Annotated in this window: 23 protein-coding genes; 21 read left to right on the top strand and 2 right to left on the bottom strand. The window is 34.1% G+C overall.

Annotation, left to right across the window (positions count from 1 at the left end):
* Window positions 1-100 precede the first annotated feature (100 nt).
* The 6 genes from QE109_RS14165 (at window position 101) to QE109_RS14140 (ending at window position 6,974) form a co-directional block, all read left to right on the top strand.
* Window positions 101-1,060 carry an ABC transporter permease gene (locus tag QE109_RS14165; protein WP_281095198.1) on the top strand — a complete coding sequence of 320 codons (960 nt, stop codon included), beginning with the start codon at window positions 101-103 and terminating at the stop codon, window positions 1,058-1,060.
* A complete protein-coding gene (gene opp3C / locus QE109_RS14160; RefSeq protein WP_281095197.1) occupies window positions 1,057-2,052 on the top strand; it encodes an oligopeptide ABC transporter permease in 996 nt (331 codons plus the stop codon). Before QE109_RS14165 ends, opp3C begins: the two co-directional genes overlap by 4 nt.
* A 9-nt stretch (window positions 2,053-2,061) precedes the next feature.
* Window positions 2,062-3,114 (top strand): ABC transporter ATP-binding protein, encoded by a 1,053-nt coding sequence (locus QE109_RS14155; protein WP_281095196.1) that lies wholly within the window; start codon window positions 2,062-2,064, stop codon window positions 3,112-3,114.
* Window positions 3,101-4,024 carry an ABC transporter ATP-binding protein gene (locus QE109_RS14150; protein WP_281095195.1) on the top strand — a complete coding sequence of 308 codons (924 nt, stop codon included), beginning with the start codon at window positions 3,101-3,103 and terminating at the stop codon, window positions 4,022-4,024. Before QE109_RS14155 ends, QE109_RS14150 begins: the two co-directional genes overlap by 14 nt.
* 287 nt (window positions 4,025-4,311) lie before the next feature.
* Window positions 4,312-6,642 carry a bifunctional diguanylate cyclase/phosphodiesterase gene (locus QE109_RS14145; protein ID WP_281095194.1) on the top strand — a complete coding sequence of 777 codons (2,331 nt, stop codon included), beginning with the start codon at window positions 4,312-4,314 and terminating at the stop codon, window positions 6,640-6,642.
* 98 nt (window positions 6,643-6,740) lie between these two features.
* Window positions 6,741-6,974 (top strand): hypothetical protein, encoded by a 234-nt coding sequence (locus tag QE109_RS14140; protein ID WP_281095193.1) that lies wholly within the window; start codon window positions 6,741-6,743, stop codon window positions 6,972-6,974.
* A gap of 105 nt (window positions 6,975-7,079) precedes the next feature.
* Here QE109_RS14140 and QE109_RS14135 read toward each other — a convergent pair whose 3' ends face one another.
* Together QE109_RS14135 and QE109_RS14130 are read right to left on the bottom strand one after the other, a co-directional pair.
* Window positions 7,080-8,138 (bottom strand): HD-GYP domain-containing protein, encoded by a 1,059-nt coding sequence (locus tag QE109_RS14135; RefSeq protein ID WP_281095192.1) that lies wholly within the window; start codon window positions 8,136-8,138, stop codon window positions 7,080-7,082.
* Complete coding sequence (locus tag QE109_RS14130; RefSeq protein WP_281095191.1) at window positions 8,135-9,856, bottom strand: PAS domain-containing sensor histidine kinase; 1,722 nt, start codon at window positions 9,854-9,856, stop codon at window positions 8,135-8,137. Before QE109_RS14130 ends, QE109_RS14135 begins: the two co-directional genes overlap by 4 nt.
* Window positions 9,857-10,087: 231 nt before the next feature.
* Here QE109_RS14130 and QE109_RS14125 point away from each other — a divergent pair, with 231 nt between their 5' ends.
* From QE109_RS14125 to QE109_RS14055, 15 genes are all read left to right on the top strand, one after another.
* Complete coding sequence (locus QE109_RS14125) at window positions 10,088-11,206, top strand: GGDEF domain-containing protein (RefSeq protein ID WP_281095190.1); 1,119 nt, start codon at window positions 10,088-10,090, stop codon at window positions 11,204-11,206.
* Window positions 11,207-11,350: 144 nt separating this feature from the next.
* Complete coding sequence (locus QE109_RS14120; RefSeq protein WP_281095189.1) at window positions 11,351-12,718, top strand: M20/M25/M40 family metallo-hydrolase; 1,368 nt, start codon at window positions 11,351-11,353, stop codon at window positions 12,716-12,718.
* A 378-nt stretch (window positions 12,719-13,096) separates the two neighbouring features.
* Window positions 13,097-13,663 carry a class I SAM-dependent methyltransferase gene (locus QE109_RS14115; protein WP_281095188.1) on the top strand — a complete coding sequence of 189 codons (567 nt, stop codon included), beginning with the start codon at window positions 13,097-13,099 and terminating at the stop codon, window positions 13,661-13,663.
* 680 nt (window positions 13,664-14,343) lie between these two features.
* Window positions 14,344-14,859, top strand: a complete 516-nt coding sequence (locus tag QE109_RS14110) for a GNAT family N-acetyltransferase (protein WP_281095187.1) — start codon at window positions 14,344-14,346, stop codon at window positions 14,857-14,859.
* Between the two features lie 673 nt (window positions 14,860-15,532).
* The gene (locus QE109_RS14105; RefSeq protein ID WP_281095186.1) at window positions 15,533-16,648 is read left to right on the top strand and encodes an ATP-binding protein; all 1,116 of its coding nucleotides are present in this window, start codon (window positions 15,533-15,535) and stop codon (window positions 16,646-16,648) included.
* The gene (locus QE109_RS14100; RefSeq protein ID WP_281095185.1) at window positions 16,636-17,403 is read left to right on the top strand and encodes a hypothetical protein; all 768 of its coding nucleotides are present in this window, start codon (window positions 16,636-16,638) and stop codon (window positions 17,401-17,403) included. The genes QE109_RS14105 and QE109_RS14100 overlap by 13 nt, the downstream gene beginning before the upstream one ends.
* 80 nt (window positions 17,404-17,483) lie before the next feature.
* On the top strand, window positions 17,484-18,545 hold the full coding sequence (locus tag QE109_RS14095) for a DUF6414 family protein (protein ID WP_281095184.1): 1,062 nt from the start codon (window positions 17,484-17,486) through the stop codon (window positions 18,543-18,545).
* Between the two features lie 165 nt (window positions 18,546-18,710).
* A complete protein-coding gene (locus QE109_RS14090) occupies window positions 18,711-19,523 on the top strand; it encodes a hypothetical protein (protein WP_281095183.1) in 813 nt (270 codons plus the stop codon).
* Between the two features lie 1,150 nt (window positions 19,524-20,673).
* A complete protein-coding gene (locus QE109_RS14085) occupies window positions 20,674-21,246 on the top strand; it encodes a hypothetical protein (protein ID WP_281095182.1) in 573 nt (190 codons plus the stop codon).
* A 440-nt stretch (window positions 21,247-21,686) separates the two neighbouring features.
* Window positions 21,687-22,322, top strand: a complete 636-nt coding sequence (locus tag QE109_RS14080; protein WP_281095181.1) for a hypothetical protein — start codon at window positions 21,687-21,689, stop codon at window positions 22,320-22,322.
* Window positions 22,323-23,477: 1,155 nt separating this feature from the next.
* The gene (locus tag QE109_RS14075) at window positions 23,478-23,732 is read left to right on the top strand and encodes a hypothetical protein (protein ID WP_281095180.1); all 255 of its coding nucleotides are present in this window, start codon (window positions 23,478-23,480) and stop codon (window positions 23,730-23,732) included.
* Window positions 23,733-23,861: 129 nt separating this feature from the next.
* Window positions 23,862-24,026, top strand: coding sequence for a hypothetical protein (locus QE109_RS14070; protein WP_281095179.1), 165 nt, complete (start codon window positions 23,862-23,864; stop codon window positions 24,024-24,026).
* 42 nt (window positions 24,027-24,068) lie between these two features.
* Window positions 24,069-24,254, top strand: a complete 186-nt coding sequence (locus tag QE109_RS14065; protein WP_281095178.1) for a CHAP domain-containing protein — start codon at window positions 24,069-24,071, stop codon at window positions 24,252-24,254.
* Between the two features lie 246 nt (window positions 24,255-24,500).
* Window positions 24,501-25,016, top strand: a complete 516-nt coding sequence (locus QE109_RS14060; protein WP_281095177.1) for a GNAT family N-acetyltransferase — start codon at window positions 24,501-24,503, stop codon at window positions 25,014-25,016.
* A 560-nt stretch (window positions 25,017-25,576) separates the two neighbouring features.
* Window positions 25,577-25,797: hypothetical protein (locus QE109_RS14055; protein ID WP_281095176.1), on the top strand; the 221-nt coding region annotated here is incomplete at its 3' end.

Genomic DNA, 25,797 nt, shown 5'->3' with positions numbered 1-25,797 from the left:
AAACGTAAAGGAATAAGCTATACCTATCTGAGGCGCACTTTAGGTGTCGCCTCAGATTTTGTATTTAAACTAATAAAGACAATCAGAATGGGAGCCGACCATGATTAAATATATTGGACGACGTTTGGCAATTGCCATCGTTACACTATTAACCATTTTGACTTTGCTTTTCGTACTCCTAGAGTTTATGCCGGGTTCACCGTTTAACGACGAAAAACTCTCGGATAGTCAAAAGGAAATTCTATATGAAAAGTATGGTCTAGATCAACCGTTACCAGTAAGGTATAAGACTTTTATGATCAATGTGATCACTAAAGGCGACTTTGGTGTTTCTTATGCCATTGAGAAGAATGCAGAAGTTTCTAAGATCATCGATAAAAGGTTGCCACTTTCTATTCGATTTGGACTTCAAGCATTGATACTGGGTTCAGTAGTCGGTGTAATTCTTGCTTCAATTGCTGCACTCAATAGAAATACAATCTGGGATACGATGACCACCGCATTCTCAGTGCTAGGCATATCTATCCCTTCTTATGTATTTGCTCTTGGACTCAGTTATTTTCTGGGGTATAAATTGACGAAAGCCACAGGCGTCTCTTACTTTCCGATGACTTTTGATCTTTATAAACCTTTCAAATCAAGTATATTACCTACAATTGCACTTTCGATGTTCGTTATTGCAACGGTAGCAAGGTTTATGAGAACAGAACTTGTAGAAGTTCTTGGCTCAGACTATGTCTTGTTAGCAGAAGCTAAAGGACTCAATTCAAAAAAGATAATTTTTAGACATGCAATGAGAAATGCGTTAATCCCAGTTGTAACTGTTCTTGGACCGTTAACGGTTAGTTTGATGACGGGCTCACTTGTTATTGAACGCGTCTTTGGTATACCAGGGATTGGTGATTTATTGGTTACAGCCATTAGTGTAAATGATTTTAACATCATCATTGCGGTTTCTTTCTATTACAGTATATTTTATATTCTTATGCAACTCTTCATTGATATCCTTTATGGCATTATCGATCCTAGAATTCGCGTCAGTAAAGGAGGTCAATCATGAGTCAAGTTGATAAGTTCGAACGTATACTCAGCACAGAAGATTTTCAAAAGGATGTCGTATATGAAGGGGTAAGCTTTTGGAAAGATGTCTATCTAAGGTTTATCGAAAATAGAGGTGCAGTGATTGGGATGATACTTATAGCCATCATTACATTTATGGCTTTTTTTGGTCCCATGATGAATGAACATTCATATAAGAGTAAAGTAGATAATCATATCAACTTACCACCACGTATTCCAGTGATTGAAAAACTAGGTATATTTGATGGTGAACGAAGTGGAAAGAATGTCTATGTGGAGAAAGGACTTGATGATGTCTACTATTGGTTTGGAACAGATAACTTAGGAAGAGACCTATGGACAAGAACTTGGGTAGGTACAAGAGTATCGATCTATATAGCAATGCTTGCAGTTGTGATCGATATGTTTATAGGCATGGGATATGGTCTCATATCAGGATATGTAGGGGGAAATGTAGATAACGTCATGCAACGATTTATAGAGATTCTCAGTGGAATTCCCAATCTCGTAATCGTTACTCTATTTGTAATCGTACTTAACCCTGGAATCTTATCAATATCTTTAGCGCTGGTCATCACAGGATGGATCGGTATGAGTCGAGTGGTTAGGTCCCAAGTGCTAAAACTAAAAGAACTGGACTTTATACTTGCATCAAAGACCATGGGCGCTTCTACAGGAATGCTTTTAATGCAAGATTTACTGCCAAATATATTTGGACAAGTCATCATCATGAGTATGTTTTCTGTCCCAAATGCTATATTTTATGAGTCATTCTTGGCTTTTATTGGATTGGGTTTACAACCACCACTAGCAAGTTTGGGTGTTTTAATCAATGATGGCTATAAATCGATACTGGTATATCCACATATTATTTTACCGCCAGTGATAGTACTTGCGCTTTTGATGTTGTCGTTCAATTTATTGGCAGATGGATTGAGAGATTCCTTTGATCCTAAGATGAAACAGCACTAGGGGGCTCAGATGAAGGAAAAAATATTAGATGTTAAGGATTTATGTGTCAATTTTAAAACGCATAATGGCAATGTACAAGCGATTAGAGGTGCAAGTTTTGATCTATATAAAGGTGAGACACTTGCCATCGTCGGCGAAAGTGGTTCAGGTAAGTCTGTAACTACAAAAGTTCTAATGGGGATTCTAGCTAAAAATGGAGAAATCGCATCTGGAGAGGCTCTATATAAAGGTGTAGATCTATGCAAACTGACTAAAAAGCAATTTGTTGCCTTTAGAGGGAAAGAGATTGCTATGATTTTCCAAGATCCTATGACGTCACTTAACCCAACGATGACAATAGGTAAACAGATCAAAGAAGCGGTGCTAGAACATACTAAACTTAAAAGGCATGATGCTAAGCTTCGCACACTAGAACTTATAGAACTGGTGGGTATTACAAACCCAGAAGAACGATATCGTCAGTACCCACATCAATTAAGTGGTGGAATGAGACAAAGAGTTGTAATCGCAATTGCTTTAGCATGTGAACCCAAAATTTTGATAGCAGATGAACCGACTACAGCGCTTGATGTGACAATTCAATCTCAGATACTGGAACTTATTAAGTCACTTCAAAAGCAAATTGGACTATCGATTATCTTTATCACTCACGATTTAGGTGTTGTAGCTAATATGGCTGATCGGGTTGCGGTGATGTATGCAGGAAAAATCATAGAATACGGTACTGTAGAGGAGATATTTATGTCGCCAGCTCAGCCATATACTTGGGGGCTACTTGCTTCCGTACCTGATATGGCGAACAAAGATATAGACCTATATTCAATTCCAGGAGCACCACCTAATTTACTGTATCCGCCAAAAGGCGATGCCTTTGCACTTAGAAGTGAATATGCACTAAAAATTGATTTTGAGGAAGAGCCACCGTTATTTAAAATTACAGATACGCATTATGCTGCAACGTGGCTTTTAGATGAACGTGCTCCAAAAGTTGAGATGCCTGAAAGTCTTAAGAAGAGAGCTCAGGCGATGGCAAAGGAGGCATTGGCATATGGATCAAAATGATGTGATATTAGAAGTAAGCAACTTAAAACAGTATTTTAAAATGAATAGGAAATTTACTGTAAAAGCAGTTGATGATGTATCCTTTAAAGTTTTTAGAGGTGAGACATTTGGTATAGTAGGTGAAAGTGGTTCAGGTAAATCTACAACAGGTAGAAGTCTGATCAAATTATATGAGCCAACATCTGGTAGTGTGAAATTTGAAGGTAAAGAACTTACCGGGAAGATGAATGATGAAACCAAAAGGTTATTAAGAACGAAACTACAGATGATTTTCCAAGATCCTATGGCTTCTTTAAATCCAAGAAAAACGGTGATGAATATCATCGCTCAAGGACTCGATATCCATAAGCTTTATAATAGTGCTGGGGAACGAGAGGAGATGGTTTATCAGATGCTTGAAACTGTTGGACTAAGTAGAGAGCATGCGCATAGATATCCCCATGAGTTCTCTGGTGGTCAGAGACAACGTATCGGTATAGCAAGAGCACTTATTATGTCACCATCATTTGTGATCTGTGATGAGGCAATCAGTGCGCTTGACGTATCCATACAGGCACAGGTTGTGAACTTACTTAAAAAGTTGCAAAATGAAAGGGGACTAACGTATATCTTTATTGCACATGACCTTTCTATGGTACGTTATATCAGTAACAGGATAGCGGTAATGCATAGGGGAAAGATTGTAGAGATTGGACTATCTGATGACATCTATAACAATCCCGTGCATCCTTATACACGTGCGCTATTATCAGCGGTTCCACATCCAAATCCTCATGTTGAGAGATATCGCCAGCGGACATACTACGATGGTAAAGATGTAGATTATGATCTAGGAAGTTATCATACCATTAACGGACAACATATGGTACTAGCGACTGACGATGAGTATAAAAGCTGGACTGCACAATAAACGCAAAAGTTCATAGTTAATTTTATTCTCCTTTTCATCAATCTAAGTGACTTATGAAAAGGGGATTTTTTTGTTTACTGTAATTCAATTGTAAAAATGTTACAAAAAAGTGATGGGATATCAATTAATTTATCAAATTAGTTGTTGAAATAAAACTAAAATAATTATATAATCTACCGTATAATTACGTTTATGAGGCTAAAATAGTCAAATTTTATAATCCAGCTCTACTATACATAGCAGATAACAGTTAAAATGAAGTCTAATTCTAAATCCAAGAGGTGCACGTGAGAAGTTTAAGAGTAAAAGTTACATTGTTTTCCAGTTTGTTGTTGATAAGCTTAATTACCATAATGTTTTTTGGTGCATTTAATGTTTATAGAAGCTCACTTGAAAATACGATCATGGAGTCAATGCACAGTTCTGCAGACGATTCAGCATGGTATCTTAAAAACTTTATAGATGGTTATCTTGCACCACTTGAAAAGTTAGCAGATCATACTTTGGTTAAAACCATGAATATGGAGGCACAACTTGATGTCATCTCCAAGCAAATTAATCCCAATTATGAAAATGTAGCTGTGATTGATCTACTTGGGATAGCACACTATATAGATGGTGATAAGATAGATTTAAGTGATCGGCCATATATAAAGAAAGCTCTGACGGGAAATAGAAGCATTTCAGAAGTAATAATTAGTCGAAAAACAGGTGAAAATGTAATCGTTGCAGCTGTACCAATAATTGATGCAGATAGAGTAGTAGGTGCACTTATAGCCAGACTTGACATGTCTTTACTTCAGCAATACATATCCACTAGAAGCCTAAATACTACTAATGATACTTTCATTATATCAAATGAAGGATCTGTAGTAATGGCATCAGGAAATCATAAAGAAATCAATGAAAAAAACCTTTTTAGTTTGGCAACGGAAGATCTGGACTATGAGAATTTTTCAGCGTTTATAAAGGCGAGAGAAGCCTTTGAAAGTGGAAGTGGTGAGTTTGAACTTGAAGGAACTCATTACTATGTTTGTTACAAATCAATTGTAGGAACAAAATGGAAAATCTATATTGCAATTAAAAAGCAACTGATTGTAAATAAATTAAGAGATGTATTGATCATTCTTACCTCTGTAGGTGTAATTATATCTATTATGGCACTCACACTGACGTGGTCCATGATTAAGAAGTATACAAGTCCTATTTTGGAATTAAATCAATTAGTAGAGAAGGGATCAGAAGGTGACTTCAATGTACATTTCATCCCGACAACTAAGGATGAAATTGCACATCTAGGGTTGAGCTTTAATAAACTTATGGAAACCATAAAAACCTTAACTTATTTTGACCCAGTTACACATGCACTTAATAGAAATGTATTGAAGGCAGAGATGAATGCATCTATAAACAACGAGTCAATAGAATCGTTTTCACTAATCATGTTTCAAGTAGAAGGATTACAACTTTTAAAAGAAGTACATGGATTTGAATGTGAAGATACCATTTTGAAAGAATTTAACAGTCGTATCTTAACGACGCTGACTGACGGGGATAGAGTATATCGTTTTGATGAAGATACGCTAGTAGTGAAACTTAGCTGGGAACATGATTCTGATGAAAATATGATTCAATCATATAAAAGAGCCAAACAAATCTTGGATTTACTTGAAGAATCTTATAGAGTAAACACCAAAACTTTAAATTTGCTTTTTAATGTGGGAATATACACGCGTAGTTTAGAGAACAGCCATGAAGATCCTATCCTTTCAGTGCTTGCAGCGACAAATTATGCTAAACAGTTAGACGGTGAAAGAATCGTCAGGTTTGATAATAAGTTACATCAAACTATGGATGAGCAGAAGAATTTGATCAATGAGTTATACCGTGCAGTACGAAGTGATGAATTTGTCTTAATGTATCAACCTCTTTACAAACTGAAAGATAAAAAAGTTGCTAAAATGGAAGCTTTGATTCGGTGGAATCATCCACAGAAGGGTCTTATGTATCCAGGGGATTTCATAGAAATTGCAGAGATGTATGATGTGATCTTACAAATTGATTTTTGGGTGATGGAGGAAGCCTGTCGTATCCTCACCAAATGGGAAAAGCAAGCTATTATGGCTAAACCAATCTCGGTCAACGTGACTTCAAAAACCTTTGAGAGCAAACACTTTTTGAAAAAAGTAGATGAATTACTTTCAAGATATGAGATAAAACCAGGGCTTTTAGAATTTGAGATTACTGAGAGAGTAGTGATAAGGAACATGGAAGAAAATATCTCTATACTTCAACAGCTTAAGCTTAGAGGCATTAAGGTTTCCATAGATGATTTTGGAATAGGGTATTCATCCCTTAGCTACTTAGTAAAACTCCCTATAGATAGTGTTAAAATTGATCGTTCATTTATTGAGCAGATGAATCATAGTAAATCTGCTAAGGTTATTGTCTCTACAATCATTAGCCTTTGTAAAGCACTTGAGCTTCAAGTTATAGCAGAGGGCATCGAATTAGAAAGTGAACTAAAATATCTTGAAGATAATCAATGCGATATAGGGCAAGGGTATTATTTTTCTAAACCAGTAACACTTGAGGAAATTGAAGGCAAATTATCTTGATAATATTTGCTTTCTACATTGATTTGTTTTTGAAAAGTTATATACTGTAGATAAGTTGACAAATCATTGTCAATCAAATTATCTATGGAGGCGAAGCTATGAACGGTTTAAGCACTGTCAGTTTCGAAGCCTTAGCGGAATGTGTTGCCCTAGCTAGCGGGGATCCAGATGCATTTGTTAAACTATGGCTTGAAAGAAATGGTAATTCGGACATCACTGAGATTACAGACAAAGGTAAACCTTGCTTTCTGATTCAAACTACAATGAACAAGGAACATGATACAGAACATTGGCTAGATACTTATGCCAGTGAACTTGATCTAAGGATGTAAAGTATTGAAGGCATAAAATTATTTAAAGGCTGTTTCAACTGAGCGACTCATGTTGGAACAGCCCTTTTTTTAATAAATCATATGGTGAATCATTATACCAAGGGTCTACTTATCTTCAGACTCTATAGAAACAATAAGTGCATTGATTGCATCTATATTTTCAAAAAACACCTCTACAACGTGTGGATCAAATTTAAGACCCGATTGACTTCTAATATACGATAGAATCTCATCTTGTGGCCAAATTTCTTTATAAACCCTTTTAGTTGCTAGTGCATCAAAGACATCAACTAGTGCAACAATCCTACTGATCAAATGGATTTCTTCACCTTTAAGTCCGCGTGGGTAACCTGTACTGTCATAATTTTCATGATGTTCATAGGCGATAATCGCAGCAGTTTTTAATAAATCACGTTCTGAATTTTTAAGAATTTCATGACCATAATCACAGTGCTTTTTCATCTGTTCAAACTCTTCAGCAGTAAGGATACCAGGTTTGTTAAGTATGTTATCGTTAATCGCCATTTTACCAATATCGTGCATAGATGCACCTAACCTAATGTGATCTAGGTGTTCGATGGGAAAGTTCATCTTCTCTGCTAATAGAGCTGTGATTCTACCAACACGTTCTACGTGTCTACCAAGTCCAATACCTCTAGATTCAGCAATTTCACCTAAAGTATAGATTAATTCTCTTTGCGTTTGATCAATCTCACAGTTTAAGTTTTGAATCGTTACAATTGACTTATAAGCACGGAGTGCAGTAATGATAGCAGTTTTTAAGCTCTGTGCTGTTAGTTCGGTTTTACCCCTGTAATCATTAATATCATACATGAGGGTAACACTTTCTTCAGGTGCAAGTCCCGGATTACCCGTTCTTAAAATTAATCGGATACTTTCGTTTTTAAAATCTTCTCGGATAAACTTGACGAGGTCCAAACCTGACGTATCTTCTTCCATGACAACATCTAGTAGAGCAACTGCTATATCACTATGGTCTAGGAGTTTGATCTTTGCTTCACTCGCTGAGTAGGCATGGATAAATTTAAGATTGCGTTCTTCAAAAACCAAGCGTTTAAGTGTTAATTCTGTGATATCATGTACGTCTATTTCATCATCGACTACGAGTACTTTCCAAGGCTTTAATTGTTTTTTGTTTGTCATCTGTCTCCTCCCTGAGAAAGTAATATTGTAAATGTAGTGCCAACACCTAGTTCGCTGCTGCATTCTATCGTACCTGAAAATTGTTGTGTGACGATAGAGTAAACAACTGAGAGTCCAAGACCAGTACCGCCTAAGTCGCGTCTTGTTGTAAAAAACGGTTCATAGATTTTGGAGCGTGTATGTGTGTTCATACCACAACCATCATCTGAAAAAACAAGTTTTATCTGTGAATCAATATTTTGAAGCTTTATTGTGATTAAACCTTGATCCTTAGATTCGTAAGCATGGTGTAGTGAATTCATTACTAGATTCGTAATAATTTGAGCAAAAGCACCAGGAGAACCACTTATAAAAAGCTTTTCTTCACACTCTGTTTTGATATGAATATTGGTTTTTTTTAGTGTCGGACTTAAAGTTATCAAAATCTCTTCTAAATAATCGCCAACATTGAACAGGCGCTTGGGTTCACTGGTTTGATCAACAGAAAGCTGTTTAAAACTTTGCGTAAGTTTACCAGCACGTGTGAGATTCTTCTCGATAATTGAGGATGCTTTCTGAATATCTTCTAAATAATCTAAAATTTCATCTTTATCATAACTTGGTTCTGCAATTTTAAGCATCAACTCTTTAGAGATATCTACAAGATGTGATGAAGCGGTTATGCCTACACCAAGTGGTGTGTTAACTTCATGTGCAACGCCAGCTACAAGCCCGCCTAAAGCAGCCATTTTTTCAGATTCTACTAGATAATTCTTCATTTGCATAATTTTGTTATTGCTTTCGGTGAGTTCTTCATTCATAGCGGTCATTTCTTCATTTGTTGCAGTAAGCTCCTCATTCATAGCAAACATTTCTTCGTTTACAGCAGTTAACTCTTCGTTGGCATGTGTCAATTCTTTATTTGCTACATGAAGTTCGTTAGTACGTAGCACAACTTTATCTTCAAGTGTTTTGTTGAATGAAATGAGCTCCTCTTCTGCTTTTTTTTGTTTGGAAATATCTATACCGATACCGACAAAATAATGCTCATGATCAATCTCCACAGGACAAGCAGTAAAGTAAAAAGGAATTTTAGTCCCATCTTTTCTTTGTAAATTTGCTTCAGCTTCTCCATAACCGTTTTTTTCAGCAACAGATAAGCCAACTGTTACGGCTTGCAAACTTTCGGGATCATCTTTATACCAATTAGCCAAATTAAAGTGATCAAGTTCTTCGTGTGTATAACCGGTTATGGCTTCGTGTGCTTTGTTCCAAAGATTTAGTTCACCTTTGGCGTCATAAAGATATAGCATACCAGGAACGCTATCAAAAATTGCCTGTTGTAACTCTTGAGTTTTAAGGAGATTAAGTTCAGCTTTTTTTCTTTCGGTGATGTCTATGGTTGCGCCGATAATCCCTTCAACTTTACCTTGAGAAGAAAAAACAGGCATCACAAAATTTTCAATGTATAAGTCGCCCAGTTGATGTTCGTACCTTACAGAATTTCCTTGATAAGCTTTCTCAATTGCTGTGATGATGTCAGGATGATCAATGTACATTTCTTTTGCGTTTGCACCGACAACTTGACCAGGTTTAAGTCCTAGATTCTCTAATCCTTTACCGTCCGAAAGAGTAAAAATCCAGTTCTCATCAAGTGCATAAAATATCATAGGGAGATTAGAGACAAGATTTTGAAAAATAATAAAATTACTTAGATCAGTATTTGATGCTGACATCATATGATTTTCCTCCACAAGACTTTTAAGTATTAGTCTATATTCTAACATATTTAATGATGAAATTTACTTTTTTGTAATAATTACAGCTAACTATTTCATACCCAGTTCGTCTAATCATTAACAAGATGTTGTAATTATTAATTGCTTCAAATACTATTTGTAGGGTATAATTTACTAACAAAATAAACCTATTGCTAAATAATTATATTAGTAAAAGATTGGAAGATGATGATGAATTACGTGGTACAGTTTCAGATCAATATATTTGCAATTATAATATTGATTGTTTTAAATATGATAATTAGAGTAAAATCAAAGTTGGATAGTTTTGGTAAAAGGATGCTGAAAGCAGTAATGCTTGCCACTGCAATAGCCATAGTAATGGAACCCACTACTTGGATTTTTGATGGCGCTATTTTTCCAGGGGCATTTTTTATTGAATATGCTTCAAATTTTATCTTATTTCTTATAGGCCCTATATTATGTGGTTTGATGTTATCATATGTAGATTACCATATCTTTAAAGAGCCAAGCAGATTATTTAAAAAGAGATTTTATATGGATTTAAGTATACTGACTTTAGTGATCTTAGTCATTAATGTTTTTAAGCCCATCTATTTTTCAGTGGATACTGTGACCAATCATTTTAGTAGTGGAGACTTTAAATGGTTTCATTACCTTGTTATATCAGGCTTTTACTTTTATATGATTTACTTTGTACTTAAGCATCGTAAGAAGACACATGCTTATGTCGTGAAAATCTTTCTCGTTTTTTTTGGACTCCCAATACTTGGTATGTTCATGCAATTATTTGATTCAAAGCTTTATTTTTCATGGACTGCTATTGTGCTAGCAATCTTGGTAACCTATATTTTCTTAGAAACGTCCACCAATGAACAAGATCATCTGACGAAACTCTATAACCGTCAAAGTTATGAGATCTATTTGCATCATCTTATAGAGCTTAATAAGCCCTTTGGAATCTTGTTAATTGACCTTAACTATTTTAAAGAGATTAACGATGTACACGGTCATCATAGAGGTGATCAAGTCCTGGTAGGGTTTGCTCGTATTTTAGATAAAGTTTTTCATTCAAAGGCTCTTGTATCGAGGTTGGGTGGAGACGAGTTTATGATAATTTTAGAAAACAAAGATTTAGAAGTAGACGCGTATGCAGATGAGATTCACAATTTATTGATAAAATCCATTGACCCTTTACTAAAGAGTTTGAGTTTTAGTTATGGTTATCAAAGTTATATAAACGATATGACAGTAGATGACCTTTATAATTTCGCTGATAAAAAGATGTATATGTATAAGACGGCTTACAAAAAAGAAATGTTAGTATAAACTTTTGATCCTCATACTTTGTGTATGAGGATTTTTTTGAAATTTAGTTATTACAAAATCATAAAATTTGTATTTAAACCATAGGGGTATAATTTAAAAAGAGGGAACCATGGGGGAATCATAAGAAAATTGGGGGGAAATAAGATGCGAAAATCAAAGCAATTTTTAGGTATTGTTTTATTGATCTTAGTTTTACTAGTTGGTGTGTCATGTTCTACTTTATCATCTCAAGAAGATACAACAGAAACAACTCTGGGAATAACTTCAGAAAATTCATTAGAATCAAACGAGGGTGAATTAGTCAGTGAATATATAGCCAATATTTCAAGTGACAACATGATTAAAACCATCACTTTCTTATCTTCAAAAGACAATGCAAGAGTAACTGGATTTGAAGGAGAATCTGCTGCGGCAGATTATATTACAGAGCATTTTAAAAATTTAGGATTAGAGGCTACTGAAGAGAGCTTTCCAGTTAAAGCCTATGCGCCTTTATCACTCTCTCTTCAAGTGGTTTCAGAGGAAAATCGCGTTATAGAAGAAGCCAAAGCGCTGAGTTACAGCCTAGGTACTGATGAGGCTGGTCTTACTGCAGAAGTTGTAAATGTGGGTTTAGGCGCAGATGAAGACTATAAAGATCTAGACGTCACTGGAAAAATGGTACTCATCAGTAGAGGTGGAGAATATTTTTATATCAAAACAGACCGTGCAGCTCAAAAAGGTGCAATAGGTGCAATCTTCTATGATCCAACTAGTGAAGGTGCAATATCAGCTACTTTGACACGCCTTTCAAAGATTCCAGCGGTGAGCATCGCTCCTAAAACAGCGCAAAGTTTAATCGATTCTATCAATTCAGATAAGGGTTTAACCGTTAATTTGAAATTGGATATTATTCATAAGGATGCAACGTCTAAAAATATCATCAGTGTATATCCATCTATTAATAATCCAGATGGAAAAATCGTGATTGTTGGTGCGCATTATGATGGTGTAGATACACCTGCAGCAAATGATAATGCTTCGGGTACATCAGTGATTTTAGAAATTGCAAGAATTCTGAAAGAGCAAAAAGTTGAATTACCATTTGATGTGAAGTTCATTGCTTTTGGTGCTGAAGAGATTGGACTTGTTGGTTCAAACTATTATGCAAACCATATGGACATCGATGAGAAAAATGCAACAATTGCCATGCTTAACTTTGATATGGTGGGTGTTGGCGATACGTTTGAGATCTCTATGGCAGGTGGTGAAAATGCTTCCAAGTTGATCGGACTTGCTAGAAATGCTTTAAAAGAGATGGGTTTATCATTAGATGTATCTCAAAAGGAAAACAGCGATCATTCTTCATTTTCATATGTGGGTATCCCAGCAATCCTTATAGAAGCTGGTCCATTTAAAGATTATCATACTGATAAAGATACTGTAGAGGGCATAGAACCTACAGTACTTAGTAATTCTTGCGAACTTGGCATAAAGCTATTAGTTGAAGAGTTGACGAAACAGTTTAATTAGCTATCAAGCAAATATGATTAGATGGCAATAGCCTGAATAGACGATGGTAAGTGAATCATATAAACTTTATAACGGTATAGTTAAAAGACGACAAAGTGATAATTGTCGTCTTTTTTTGTGCGGGGTGGTATTGGTGATGTAATTTGCGTTTTTGTATGGCGTTTTAGTAGGAACATAATGTATCAAATACAACAAAATATGGTATACTTGTAAGAGAAATCATAAACGTAGTTGTAGGGGGGAGAATGCTTCGTCTACATACATATCAAAAAAATGAAAAGCAACTCATGGTAATTTTTGAGCAAGCACCTAGCAGCCTTTATTCCTATATGGATAAGGGCTATTTAACTTTTTTGACAACAGCTTGGAGGTATAACGATGGCATATATGGGCGATGAAAAGTTTTGGGATTCCCTATTTGAGAAAAGAGGAGACAAACAGCTTCAGCCTGAAGCTGCTTTGGTAAAGCATATAGACCTATTTCAAAAAGGGTCTGTTCTTGATCTTGCATGTGGGGATGGTAGAAATACACTTTATCTTCTTGAAAATGGTTTTGATGTCACTGGAATAGATTTTAGTCAAAGCGGACTCGATAGACTAAGACAATTTGGCACAATCTATGGTGAACGTTTGACCCTACAGCAAACAGATCTTAGTGAAGACAATTGTCTCAAAACACTTGGAAAGTTCAACAACATCTTGATCTGCCACTACCGCGTCACTAAACAAAACCTAAGGACACTCAGTGATCATCTTAGCGAAAATGGCATCTTGTTTATCACTGGCTTTGGTGAAGGACATGTGTGTGATGAGCGCATAAAAGCTGAAGACCTTATCCATCAATCCGATATCGAGGTATTGCTTGAGACATTTGATATGATCCATGAAGAACGTGTGAAGGACGATCGTGGGTATTTTGTGACGGAGGTGTTTGGGAAGATGTAGAGGGATTTAGGAAGTACTTCGGGGATTTGTTAGTTATCTGAAACCAGGGAAGATTAAATGGTAAGCCTTGGAGTAGAATTTCTAATAAGACTTATATAATCCTAAGAAACTATATTCATTAATTGGAAAATTGAAAAGATAATCAATAAAAGAAATTTGAAATGAGAAAATTGTAAAGATAAATTGCTTAGACGATTAGTGTTGAATTGGTTTGCTAAGTTAATATGATATCCAAATGTTCCCCTTGATCAAGTGCAGTTTTAATAAAACCAATTAAAACCAATTAAAGGCGATTGTTTAGAACTACTTTTACATTCTTCCGAAATTAAGTTATAACCAAATTTGAGTATTATCAATAATTGTTCAAGAGTTTTATAAAAGAAATTTAAAAGACAATTCAAAAGAAATTTTGAAACCAAATAGAAGCGTTAAAAGATTAACTAAGAACATGTAAAAAGAGTATGCTGGCATCAGATAACACACCATTTCCGTCACTAAGGCGACGGAAACGGCAGGAACGTTATACGAAACCATAATAAAGAATAAACAAAGACATAATAAAACATTAGTAAACAAAAAAATGACAAGTTAATTCCAAGAACAAACTAAAATTGATGTCAAATTAAGTCATTGGACTATTTTAAAAGTAGAATTAAATAAACTATTTAAGGAGAAAATTAATGCCTATACAACTTGAAACAAGCAGATTAATTATTCGAAGTACAAAAAAAGAAGAAGCTGAGTTTTGTATTAATATTTGGCTAGATGATGAAATGGGCCAATATTTATCTGATCCTCCACGCGAGAAGGCTGGTGATATTTATATTTCTTGGAAAGAAAGTGTTGAGATATATGATGGTTGTTACTATTTAATAGCAATATCGAAAGAAACAGGAAAATATATAGGGACATGTAGTTTAGTTCCTAACGAAGATTTTACTGTGTGGGACATAGGTTATTGTGTACATAAGGAACATTGGAAACAAGGATATGCGACAGAAATTATAAAATCGTTAATTGAATACTGTTCTGTAAAGGACGGGGAGAAAATGACTGCGTCTGTTGCTAAGAATAATATAGGCTCAAACAGAGTTTTGAATAACCTTGGTTTCAGAATCGAAAAAGAAGGTCGATTCAAAAAAAGTGGCACCGAGATCTATTTTGATGAATTAATTTATAGCTACAAACTAGTCTAATGAGGAAATGTCATTATGATTTTAAAGAAAGTATTATGGCATCGTATAACACCATATCCCCATCACTTCGCGACGGGGACATGAAGAACGTTATGCGCCATATGGGGACTAAGATAGGATGGGAGTAAAATTTGTTAAAGTAAGTGTTTCTTGATGCGAGGTGAAAACCGTATCTGATGCTAAGTGAATTCAGGTCTTAGTCGCATAGGATTTTGGGTCGAGCGATCGCTAGTTATTCTAGGTTAAGTTCTAAGTCCTCCCCTCGAAAACTTTAACGCATTTTTCCTTAACTTAAGGAATCGGGGGGGATTAGTAAGTTTTAATGTTGATTAATCACGCGATTTTATGATACTTAAGATTGAGTTAATCTCTCAACGAATTCGCTTCTGAGAAAGCGAAGAAATGATTGAACTTCGGAGTTACATATAATTACTGAAGCAAAAAGTAAGTTTCAGCTTTCGAGGGGAAAAGACTTGGCTCTTGGTTTCAAACCTCAAGAAAAAAAAGAAAATACGGCGCATAACACAAGCTTCAAGACATTCCCGTATTTATACGTGGTCATTTTCAGTTGGATTAATGATATTATGAACAGATAAGTACTTTTTAAGGTCAAATCCTACGGGAACGTCTTAAAGCTTAGGACGTTAGGCAAAATTATTTTTTTGGAGGAGATATGAAAAAACTCAAAATTAAATGTATAGAGTTTGATAAAAAATTAATAGAATTTAAGAACGGCATAAATTATATAATTGGTAGCAATGGTACGGGAAAAACAACTTTATATAATTATATTGAACTAGGCCTTGGACTACAAAATAAAAATTATAGTAGCAGTAGAAGCGATATTTATGCAAAAAATATTAGTATAAGCCTTTCAATTGGAGAAGACGATTATAGATTTTCAAGAAATTTAAATTCATCAATCGTGGAAATAGTAAGTGAAAATAATAGAATGGAATATTCAATAAATTCAAAAGAATATCTTGAATTTTTAAATAAAAGCTTTGAACCAAAATTTATTTTTGAGCACAAGAAAGAGTCTATAAAAATGATCCTGGAATATCACTTCTATAGTGGAGAAATGCTTTCTCGTATTAGAAACAGAATGAATAATCAATACAAACTAATTCTTGGAGTAGATGTTGGAGCATTAGATGATTATGATATTGAAATCAGAGAACTTGAGAGAAAATTAAAACAAGAGGAAGAATCAAATAAGGCCGTTAAGACATATAAGAATAGATTAATATCTCAAATTGAAAAGAGTGGCATAGATAAAAATGTTGTCACAAATCTAATAGGGATGGTCGATGCAGAATTTTTTAGAACATACAATACTTTGATTAATCAAAATGAAATTCTAAAAGAATCAAGAGAAGCTTTCAAAAAAATTCAATATGAATTGCATCACTATGAAAAAATCCGTATGGAAGAAGTTTTAGAAAAAACAAATTATAATCTTCAACGGTTTAACTTCTTATTGGATTCATCTGAAATGACAGAAAATAGCAGAAAATCAGGAGGTGAAATTTCAATAATAGAAATTGTAAAACGCCTTACTACAATGACATTGGATTCAGAGTTTAATACTTCGTCAATGCTTATTGCAGATGACATATTTAGCAATTTGGACAATTACGCAATATCACTTTTAAATGAATTGTTAGGTGAACTGGCTGAAAAAAATGGTTTGCAAGTTATAATTTTTAGCCGAAATAATAAAGCAATTAATAAAAATGAAATTGTATATAACCTCGATTCTGGAGGTGCGAATAAGTGGATACTCTAAAAAAAATCAATAAGACTACAATAATTGCGACAATATCTATGATTTTAGCACTTTTAGTTTTTTTATTTGGTGATAATATTTTGGGTCGTTTTGGTGGTCCTAAAATTGAAATGGAGACAAGTTTTGAAGAGTTTACAATACCGGATAAGATTGTTAATTTAATTAATGATTCAACGGTTGAATTGCCAGATTCAATTAGATTCATTACTATCAAAAATAATGGAAATGAACCGTCCAGAAATTTGAAAATCGAGTTAAATAATGAAGGTGAAGTTTTTCAGTATTCAATCAATAGTGCTGAAACAATCATCCAAAATACTTCTGATGGTGCAACTATATGTGTTGAGATGGAGAGATTATCAAAGAATGCAACGTTAAGTTTAGTTGTTTGGCTTAGAGATGAAGGAAAAAAGTTTAGTGGATTGGCAGTTGATGATAATAAAAGTGATACTATTCAATATACTAATGGAAATAGTAATGGTAATAAAGAACAGTATTTTATTGTTTTAGCTTTATTTTTGTTCTCAATAATGTCTTTCGTAAAGGATATAACAAAAAGATTACAGAAAAATGTTGTTTTAGAAACGCAAAAAGAGACTGAAAAATTGAAGGATTTCATTTATTCAGAAACACTGGAAAATATAAAGAACAATATTAATGAAAAAGAGCTATTGAATTCTCAAAACAAAGATAACATCGACATTGAAAAATTGAAACATTTAATTAAAGCTTCTAAAAAGATGGAAAAGAAATAACTTCGCCTAACACACAGTCCTCGCAACTAAGGCTGCGAGGACTGCAAGAACGTTAGCCAAAATATAAATCAGGGGGTTACATGGTTAGAGACTTTATTTATTATGATGAAATGAGAATAGCTTCATACGGATCACAATTACTGGAAGGAATTGTCGAGAAAATATCAGTATCCAATGAAAGTGATAACAGAAAAGATTTTACAACAATAATTCAATCTGGCGCCAATGCTAAGATTTCTACAGAAGGTTTAATCTCTCCATTTATTTCTAATATTATAGATAATGCACTAAATGGTAGTGCAGGTTTAGGAATTGATTTAAAGAAAGAATATACAAAAAATTCTATTGATAAATCAGCTATAATTGAGAATAAAATAGCAGAGCATCATAGATTTACTCTTTTTAGAGAATCTCTAATTGAAAATTCTTTATTGATTTCAATTGATGATATAAATTCACACGAATGGGAAAATAGAAAAGCTATTAAAAAATTTGAACCAGGCGATTTTGTAGAGATGACCTGTAGAGTAAAAATATTTGATGTTACTCATCTTGAAGGAATGGCGGTAAGTTTAGAATCCTTAATGACCATGCTTCAACAGTTTATGTTGTCAAAAGAAGTTGAAGAAAATCCTGATAAAATGAAAGAAATTATTGAAAGAGCAGATAATGATGCTACTTCATATGGATATGAAATATACCAAAAGGTTTTGGGGAGTTCTATTGCACCTTTAGACTTTGTTGCAATGATGGACTTAATGAAAAATATTTCGAAAGGCGGATTAGCATCTGTACCTACGCAATTAAGTGCTCGACCATTAAAATCACCTAAAACAGGATTAAAATTTATCGCTCCTATCAGAAATGAGTTTTTGATAGACACTAAAGAAGAACTGATATTTAAGTATGGTTATGAGCCTAATCAAGATTGGAAAATACTTGCACAAATTTGTGAAATCCCTAAGCAAGAACATAAAGCTAGTAATAAGATTTCTGATATTAAAGTTGATGGAGATGTTAAGTTAGATGCTATGATTGAATCAATAACGAACATGTTTATGGAAATGAACTCTACATTAGGGATGAATTCTGTTGTAAGATATCCCAATATATCAATTAACTTAATTGCAGTATATCGCTGATTTATACTTCGGCTAACACGACAGTTCACTGACATTCATCTGATGTCACATAGCTTCGAGGCAAGCCTTGCGCCACTTTTCCGCTAAGGCGGAAAAGGATGAACGATCGTGAACTGCGGGAACGTTATGAGAAATTCACTTATAAATTTGTGAAAGGAAAAATATATGAATAGAGAACCAATGATTACACAACTAAGTAATTTTTCAAAATATTTTGCTGAAGATACAACTATTTCAATGACAATGTCAGAAATTTATCATGATTTTGCGTTAGAAAATTATAATCTATATAGAAAATATAGATCAGACTTACATAGCATATTTGATGAATTTATGAACCATATAAACACTATTTTATCATCAGTGTTATTAGAACTTGATCCCATAGAGTTAAGGAAACAATTTTTACCGTATACTGAGTATCTTGAAAAAGATATGAATGAATTTGAGGCTTTTTTAAATTACCCTAATGAGACTGTTAATATGACAAAGGATTTTTTTAGCTATATCAGCAAATTTGATAAAGTTAAAAATAATGAAAAATTCGAAGTTTCAGCTCTTAATGAATCTTTTGTATATTCTTTAAAGCATGGAATTGCAGCGATTTCTTTTGAGGCCTTTGCATGTGAAGCATTAATTAACGAAACATTATTATGTTTTATTTCAAAAAATCAATTAGATAAAAAGCATAAATCTAAATCGTATAAAAGTAAATTAGAGAACATTTCTGAAATATTGAACATTGAAGAAGATTATTCTGATGTAATTACCAGCCTAGAAGAATTGATGAAATCAAGGAATGATATAGCTCACTATAAAGGTATTAAATATAATCTTTTTAATTTAGTTGATACCCATATGCATAATGAAGAACATCAAGATGAATTATTTTATTATGGTGAGACTTTTAAAATTCTAGATGCTAATTTGACTGCATATGAGAAGCTTAATAGATTTATTAACAAAAATAGTAAATAATATTGAACTTCTCATAACACACAGTCCTCACAACTTACGCTGCGAGGACTGCTAGAACGTTATGTGAAACTAGGGAAGATTAATTGTTTGTCTTGTACATAAATCTTGATAAGAACCTAGTAAATTCTATGTGACTATTTTCATTAATGGACAAGTTTGAAAACACATTTATAAAGAAAAAAGACAAAGTGAAAAATTGCTTAAATGGTTATTATGTACTGGTATGCTGAGGTAGCTTGATTCTCAAATGTTCTGAGTAATCAAGTGTAATTATTGATTAAAAGCAAATTTAAAAACCAATTAAAAGCGATTAAAACCAATTTGATTAGAACCGCTTGAGCATATCATTGAATGTAAGATATGACTAAATTAAATCAAATTTTGAAGGACGCTACAAAAAAACAAATTGTGAAAAGGAATTGCACAATCTGAAACGTATAAAACAAATTGATGACGATTTTCAGAGTGTCTTTAAGGTGAATTTTTAATTGAATTTGAATAACTTGTAGCTTAAATTCAAATGTGAGGTCAAATTCATTTTCAAAGAAAAGAAAACCAATTAAAATCAAAAAACGTTGAAGACAAATGAAAAGCTTTAACAAGATCATTAAGAAATAATGCTAGCATCACATAACACCGTATCCCCATCACTTCGCGACGGGGACACGAGGAACGTTAATGTGAAATTACGCTTTGCTTCATTTCACATTAACGGCGGGCGCCTACAGCGTTGTAAAGCAATGTGGCGAAGCGCCACATCACTTAACAACACCTTGCCAACAATCCCACTTGCGCGCTAAAGCGCACCGTGGAATCGTCGGTAAGCCGCCCGCCGTTAGGCGATATCCAGAGTGTGGATGTTTAGAAATCAGTGTTGCATTCTGATTGAGCATATATTTGGCAAGACTGAGTTTTAAAAGACTGTTAAAAGGTATTTCGCTACGCTCGAAAAAGACAATTGAGCTAATATGAATTGATGATGTTAATACCGTGTAATAATCAGTAGCTAAACAGGTTAGTTTTAACTTTATCAAAAGAGGTGATTAGAATGACATTTTTTAATTTTCTTCGATCAAATAATACATTAATTATGTTTGTTTTACTTTGTATAATTTTCGTTAGTGGTTGTAATAATTCAAAAGCATCTAACATGGACACTCTTGATATTAGAAATACAAAAGAATCATTAAATGATAACTATGATGAGTGCGAAGATTCGATAATTGAATCAAATACAAATTATTTGGAATCCACAACAGAAACAACCACAGACTTGGATAGTCCCATGGACTTTAGTGGTAAAATTTCAGATTTCTCATTTTTGGAAGAAGAATATTCATTTTTTAATGAGGGAGGCAAGTTAACTTACGATAAAGTTGCAGAAAAGATGGTAGAGGATTTTTTAGTTAGCCTATTTGATGAGAATGAAGATTTCAGCTTTCAAATTTTAGAGTATAATAATCTTCATATTTCTTTTTACCAGATGAGTGATGGTTATGGTTACATTGAATATAAACCGAATGAAAATGATTCGATTTTATACTTTTCTGCTTATGTTAGCTTAAGGTATAAAGGATTTATATCACCGTTGAATTATTCCCCAATCGGTACTGAGGATTTTTATGTGATAAACTTGTATGACTGGGTGTTAATTAGAGACCAATTTAATTATAAATTATATCCATCAGGATATTATTTTAAACTTTTCCCAGTTGTAGATTGAAAATGATTATTAAACTGGTTAATGCTACTAGCGCTATCAGAGCTTAAAGAACATTAGACTAGATCCAGAGTGAGGATGCCTAGAAATCAGTGTTGCATTCTGATTGAGCACATATTTGGCAAAGTGGAGTTGTAAAGGCTGTTAAGTGACAACTCGCTAGCGCTCGATATGGACATCGCCTAACACATCATTCGAGCCACTAAGGCGGCTCGAACGATAAGAACGTTAATGTGAAATTACGCTTTGCTTCATTTCACATTAACGGCGGGCGCCTACAGCGTTGTAAAGCAATGTGGCGAAGCGCCACATCACTTAACAACACCTTGCCAACAATCCCACTTGCGCGCTAAAGCGCACCGTGGAATCGTCGGCAAGCCGCCCGCCGTTATGCGTAATATCGAAACTCAATCAAAATAAATAATTGAAATTGAGGAGAGAAAATGAAAAAAAGAATGAAATTTAAAGGATATGATAGTTTCAAGAGAAATCCAGACGGAACATACATCTGTGGAGGCGCGTATGATGGGTACCAAAGAAATCCAAATGGAACATATGTATGCGGTGGAGCATATGATGGATATCAACGAAATCCGGATGGTACTTATGTATGCGGTGGAGCATATGATGGATACCAACGAAATCCAGATGGTACTTATGTATGCGGCGGAGCATATGATGGATACCAACGAAATCCAGATGGTACTTATGTATTAGGAGGTGCATATGATAGTTATCAACGAAATCCAGATGGTACTTATGTATGCGGCCAAAAATATGATAGCTTTCAGCGAAATCCAAACGGAACATATGTCTGCGGTGGCGCATACGATAGTTATCAACGCAACCCAGATGGAACATATGTCTGCGGTGGCGCATACGATAGTTTTCAACGCAATCCAGATGGGACATATGTCTGTGGTGGTGCATACGATAGTTTTCAACGTAACCCAGATGGGACATATGTCTGTGGTGGCGCATACGATAGTTTTCAACGCAACCCAGATGGAATGTATGTTTTAGGTGGAGAATATGATAGCTTTCAACGTAATCCAGATGGGATATATGTTTGTATTTAAATATTCTTTTTAATGCATTTAAAAAGATACTGCGCATAACACACAGTCCTCGCAACTAAGGCTGCGAGGACTGCAAGAACGTTAATGTGAAATTCCGCTTCACTTCATTTCACATTAACGTCGGGCGCCTACGGCATTGTAAAGCAATGTGGCGAAGCGCCACATCACTTAACAACACCTTGCCAACAATCCCACTTGCGCGCTAAAGCGCACCGTAGAATCGTCGGCAAGCCGCCCGACGTTAGAAGAAACCCCCTTTAAAAGAAAATAGGTAATAGTATTTATATTACAGAATTATTTGTTTAGAATCATATTTAATATTTGAATTATATCGCTTAAAGTAACAAAATGAACCAATTGCCAGAAGTTACTAAGTGAACAATATTACAGTAAAGAGGAAAATTATGCTAAGTATTATGAAAAAAGTTTTACTTATTTTGCAAGGCTTATTGCTAATAGCTTTGATTATACTTATAAATACTATTAATAGTAATGACTTCGACATGGATTATCTAGATATATTATTCATATTTACTTGTATTTCACTTGTTCTAGCTGTTTTTTCAATAATAGTAAACATTGCAAGTTTGATTCAGTCAAAGAGGAAAAAAATCATTAAATAAAGCTTTTCAAAGTTAAAATTAAAAAACGGTTATAAAAAAAGATTTTAGAAATTTTCAAAGGTAATTGTTATCGTAAATTTCGATAAAGAATTTTAAGCTGAAAAAAGTAAACATAATAATATTTGGCTTCGCCAAGTTGAGTCGAAAGCAAACTGAGCTACGCTCAGAAAAGACAATCTCGCTGACGCTCGGAAAGGGCATCTTCTAACAATGTATCCCCGTCACTTCGCTTCATTTCACATTAACGGCGGGCGCCTGCGGAGTTGTAAAACAATGTGGCGAAGCGCCACATCACTTAACAACTCCTTGCCAACAATCCCACTTGCGCGCTAAAGCGCACCGTGGAATCGTCGGCAAGCCGCCCGCCGTTAATGTGACTTATGGTGCTTAACTAGTTTCTGACTTTACAGGCATACATGTTTTAGGAACAGATCATGGGAATATACATTTACATAGATAGTTAATTAAGACATAAACAGGATTAAGAGTTACCGCAATTAGAGTATTGGGTTGATATGAAGGGACATTGTAGATGATTAAAAGAAAAGTCTTTATAGGTTTTATATTTTCTGCTATAGGAATAACAGTTCCAGCACTATTTTTAGTTAAAATTATTGAAGCACGAGTTGCATTTCCAGTTATATTTTTGTTGATGGGCTGTCAACAGTTATATAATGGATTTATAATGCCTAAAAATAACAAATCTTTAAGGATTCTCACGTTTGTAGTAGGTATTTTTTTTACTATGTTCAGTTTATTTGTTGTGATTCCATGGTATTATATGTAACCTTACTATGAATGTATAATTATATTTAATAAGTGAGAAGAAAACAACATATAGAAAACAATTGGCAGAATTAGCAGTAGAAATGCGAATTTTCCATTTCACGGCAATGTAATGGGACTTACAAGCAACTTGCAGCCAATAATAGATTTATTTCCAAAGTGGAACCTAGAAAACTGGGACAATAGATGGTTTGCAGCATTTGTTTTCTATTGCTGTATTGAAGCGGGTTACAAAATTCCTGTAAAACATACAAATGAAGCTGTAAAATGCGATTTTGCAGGCTGTTCAGCTTAGGAAGCATGGGCAAGCTTAAATGAAAATAATTTCTATTTTAAAATGGGCGAAGAAGAATTTGAACCCAGTGTTGGAGACATAATTCTTTATGATAATATCTTCATAAATCAGGAACATGATCATATTGGAATAATTGTAGAAATTCAAAATGAGTACTTTCGAGTAGCCGAAGGCAATATTGGCAATATATCAGCTATTGTTAAGAGTCCTATAAAAACTAATGTTTGAGGGTTTATAAGAATTCCAGATAGTATGAATAAATAGATTTGAAAAAAAGTAAAAGTTCTAAATTTATATAGTGAAAAGCAGCAATCATTTAACCGCACCAAACGTCATATAACTCCAAGTTCACAGACATATTTCTTTGTCACGAAGGATTGCGGAGGGGATTGCAACCTTCGCGCCAACTGCCCTGAGGGCAGGCGAAAAAGTCGTGAACTTGCGGTGCGTTATAGATAAAGAAATGGAGAAGTTATGATAATAACAAAAAGATGCATAATAACAAAATTTGAAAAGGAACATGCTGATTTTTACTATAATTTAGTGACGGATGTAAAAGTTAGAAAATACTTGGGTGGCGTTCCAAGTGAGAAACACATTGAAGAAAGTATAAATAACTTTATCACCAATTCTGTGAATATGATTTGGGTTGTGAAAGAAAAGAAATCTGAAGAATTAATTGGATTTATTGCGATAGATAAATCAGAACAATTTCAACAAGATGAGATTTCATATGAGTTTTTACCCAATTGCTGGGGACAAGGTTATGCTATAGAAACAATCTCTGAAGTTCTTGAGTATGCATTTAAAACAGAAAATAAACACGAGCTGATCGCCATAACACAATCTAAGAATAAAAGATCGAGAAATTTATTAGAAAAGTTAGGTCTGAGAATAAAGATGACTGAAATAATGTTTAATGAAGAACAAAGTATTTATCAAATCTCAAAAGATCAGTTCTTAATGTCTTGTGAGAACCGACATGCTTAACAAATATTTTCAAAACTTTAAATATAATATTAAAACCCCAGACATTATAATGCTTTATAAACTTAAATGGGCGCAATTAGAAAGACGTATTTTCTTCTAGAAACATCGAAACCTAAGGATTATAACATAAGACAATTTCTTCTGCATTATGAAAAAAAGGGAAATATACATGAGTATTCACCAATCAAATCCTTATCTACGACCAGATAGTGATTTTGAGAATGGAGAGATTAAGTATTTAGTGAAATAGAATATATGTAGATTATTAGATGGAAAAACGCCTGGTTATATTGAGGAATACTTCCTAGATACTGCTCAGTTTAGACGGCGGGTTACTGACTTTAGCGACAGTGCCGGGCGCAAAAGGGAAGTAACTGCTGAAACCCATAACAAAATCGTGTATATTGAGTGGATGCACTGCTATGTGAAAAGTTACTTCCTTATTTTGTACCTGACACTAAGTAAGGAAGCAGGAAGTAAGTTCGTGAATAGAACGTCAGGCGTCATATTATGAAAGATTATTCACAATCTAGTGAAAATATCTGACAGGAGGAAATTACATGAAAAATCAAATAGACTATAAGCTAATTCTTTATATATTAATTCCTTTTTTAGTGGCAGATGTAATAAATCGTGTATTAGCCTATGGATTTTATATGAACTCTTCATTAGTTATAACTACTTCAGAAGTACTTTTGTTATTATGGAAATATGTTGCTGTAGTTTTTTGGTTTTGGGTAGGAAGACAATTTGGAAATCTAAGGACTGGAAAACTAATGAA

Source organism: Fusibacter bizertensis, assembly GCF_029914245.1.
GTDB classification, from domain to species: domain Bacteria; phylum Bacillota; class Clostridia; order Peptostreptococcales; family Acidaminobacteraceae; genus Fusibacter_C; species Fusibacter_C bizertensis.
This window is presented reverse-complemented; position numbering and strand designations above follow the sequence as displayed.

Excerpts from the sequence above, each read along its gene's own strand:
- QE109_RS14110 (WP_281095187.1), top strand. The coding sequence starts at position 14,344 with ATGCCTATACAACTTGAAACAAGCAGATTAATTATTCGAAGTACAAAA.
- QE109_RS14085 (WP_281095182.1), top strand. The coding sequence starts at position 20,674 with ATGGACACTCTTGATATTAGAAATACAAAAGAATCATTAAATGATAAC.
- QE109_RS14090 (WP_281095183.1), top strand. The coding sequence starts at position 18,711 with ATGAATAGAGAACCAATGATTACACAACTAAGTAATTTTTCAAAATAT.
- QE109_RS14105 (WP_281095186.1), top strand. The coding sequence starts at position 15,533 with ATGAAAAAACTCAAAATTAAATGTATAGAGTTTGATAAAAAATTAATA.
- QE109_RS14150 (WP_281095195.1), top strand. The coding sequence starts at position 3,101 with ATGGATCAAAATGATGTGATATTAGAAGTAAGCAACTTAAAACAGTAT.
- QE109_RS14120 (WP_281095189.1), top strand. The coding sequence starts at position 11,351 with ATGCGAAAATCAAAGCAATTTTTAGGTATTGTTTTATTGATCTTAGTT.
- QE109_RS14135 (WP_281095192.1), bottom strand. The coding sequence starts at position 8,138 with ATGACAAACAAAAAACAATTAAAGCCTTGGAAAGTACTCGTAGTCGAT.
- QE109_RS14065 (WP_281095178.1), top strand. The coding sequence starts at position 24,069 with ATGGGCGAAGAAGAATTTGAACCCAGTGTTGGAGACATAATTCTTTAT.
- QE109_RS14075 (WP_281095180.1), top strand. The coding sequence starts at position 23,478 with ATGATTAAAAGAAAAGTCTTTATAGGTTTTATATTTTCTGCTATAGGA.
- opp3C (WP_281095197.1), top strand. The coding sequence starts at position 1,057 with ATGAGTCAAGTTGATAAGTTCGAACGTATACTCAGCACAGAAGATTTT.
- QE109_RS14080 (WP_281095181.1), top strand. The coding sequence starts at position 21,687 with ATGAAAAAAAGAATGAAATTTAAAGGATATGATAGTTTCAAGAGAAAT.
- QE109_RS14155 (WP_281095196.1), top strand. The coding sequence starts at position 2,062 with ATGAAGGAAAAAATATTAGATGTTAAGGATTTATGTGTCAATTTTAAA.
- QE109_RS14095 (WP_281095184.1), top strand. The coding sequence starts at position 17,484 with ATGGTTAGAGACTTTATTTATTATGATGAAATGAGAATAGCTTCATAC.
- QE109_RS14125 (WP_281095190.1), top strand. The coding sequence starts at position 10,088 with ATGAATTACGTGGTACAGTTTCAGATCAATATATTTGCAATTATAATA.
- QE109_RS14060 (WP_281095177.1), top strand. The coding sequence starts at position 24,501 with ATGATAATAACAAAAAGATGCATAATAACAAAATTTGAAAAGGAACAT.
- QE109_RS14115 (WP_281095188.1), top strand. The coding sequence starts at position 13,097 with ATGGCATATATGGGCGATGAAAAGTTTTGGGATTCCCTATTTGAGAAA.
- QE109_RS14165 (WP_281095198.1), top strand. The coding sequence starts at position 101 with ATGATTAAATATATTGGACGACGTTTGGCAATTGCCATCGTTACACTA.
- QE109_RS14130 (WP_281095191.1), bottom strand. The coding sequence starts at position 9,856 with ATGATGTCAGCATCAAATACTGATCTAAGTAATTTTATTATTTTTCAA.
- QE109_RS14140 (WP_281095193.1), top strand. The coding sequence starts at position 6,741 with ATGAACGGTTTAAGCACTGTCAGTTTCGAAGCCTTAGCGGAATGTGTT.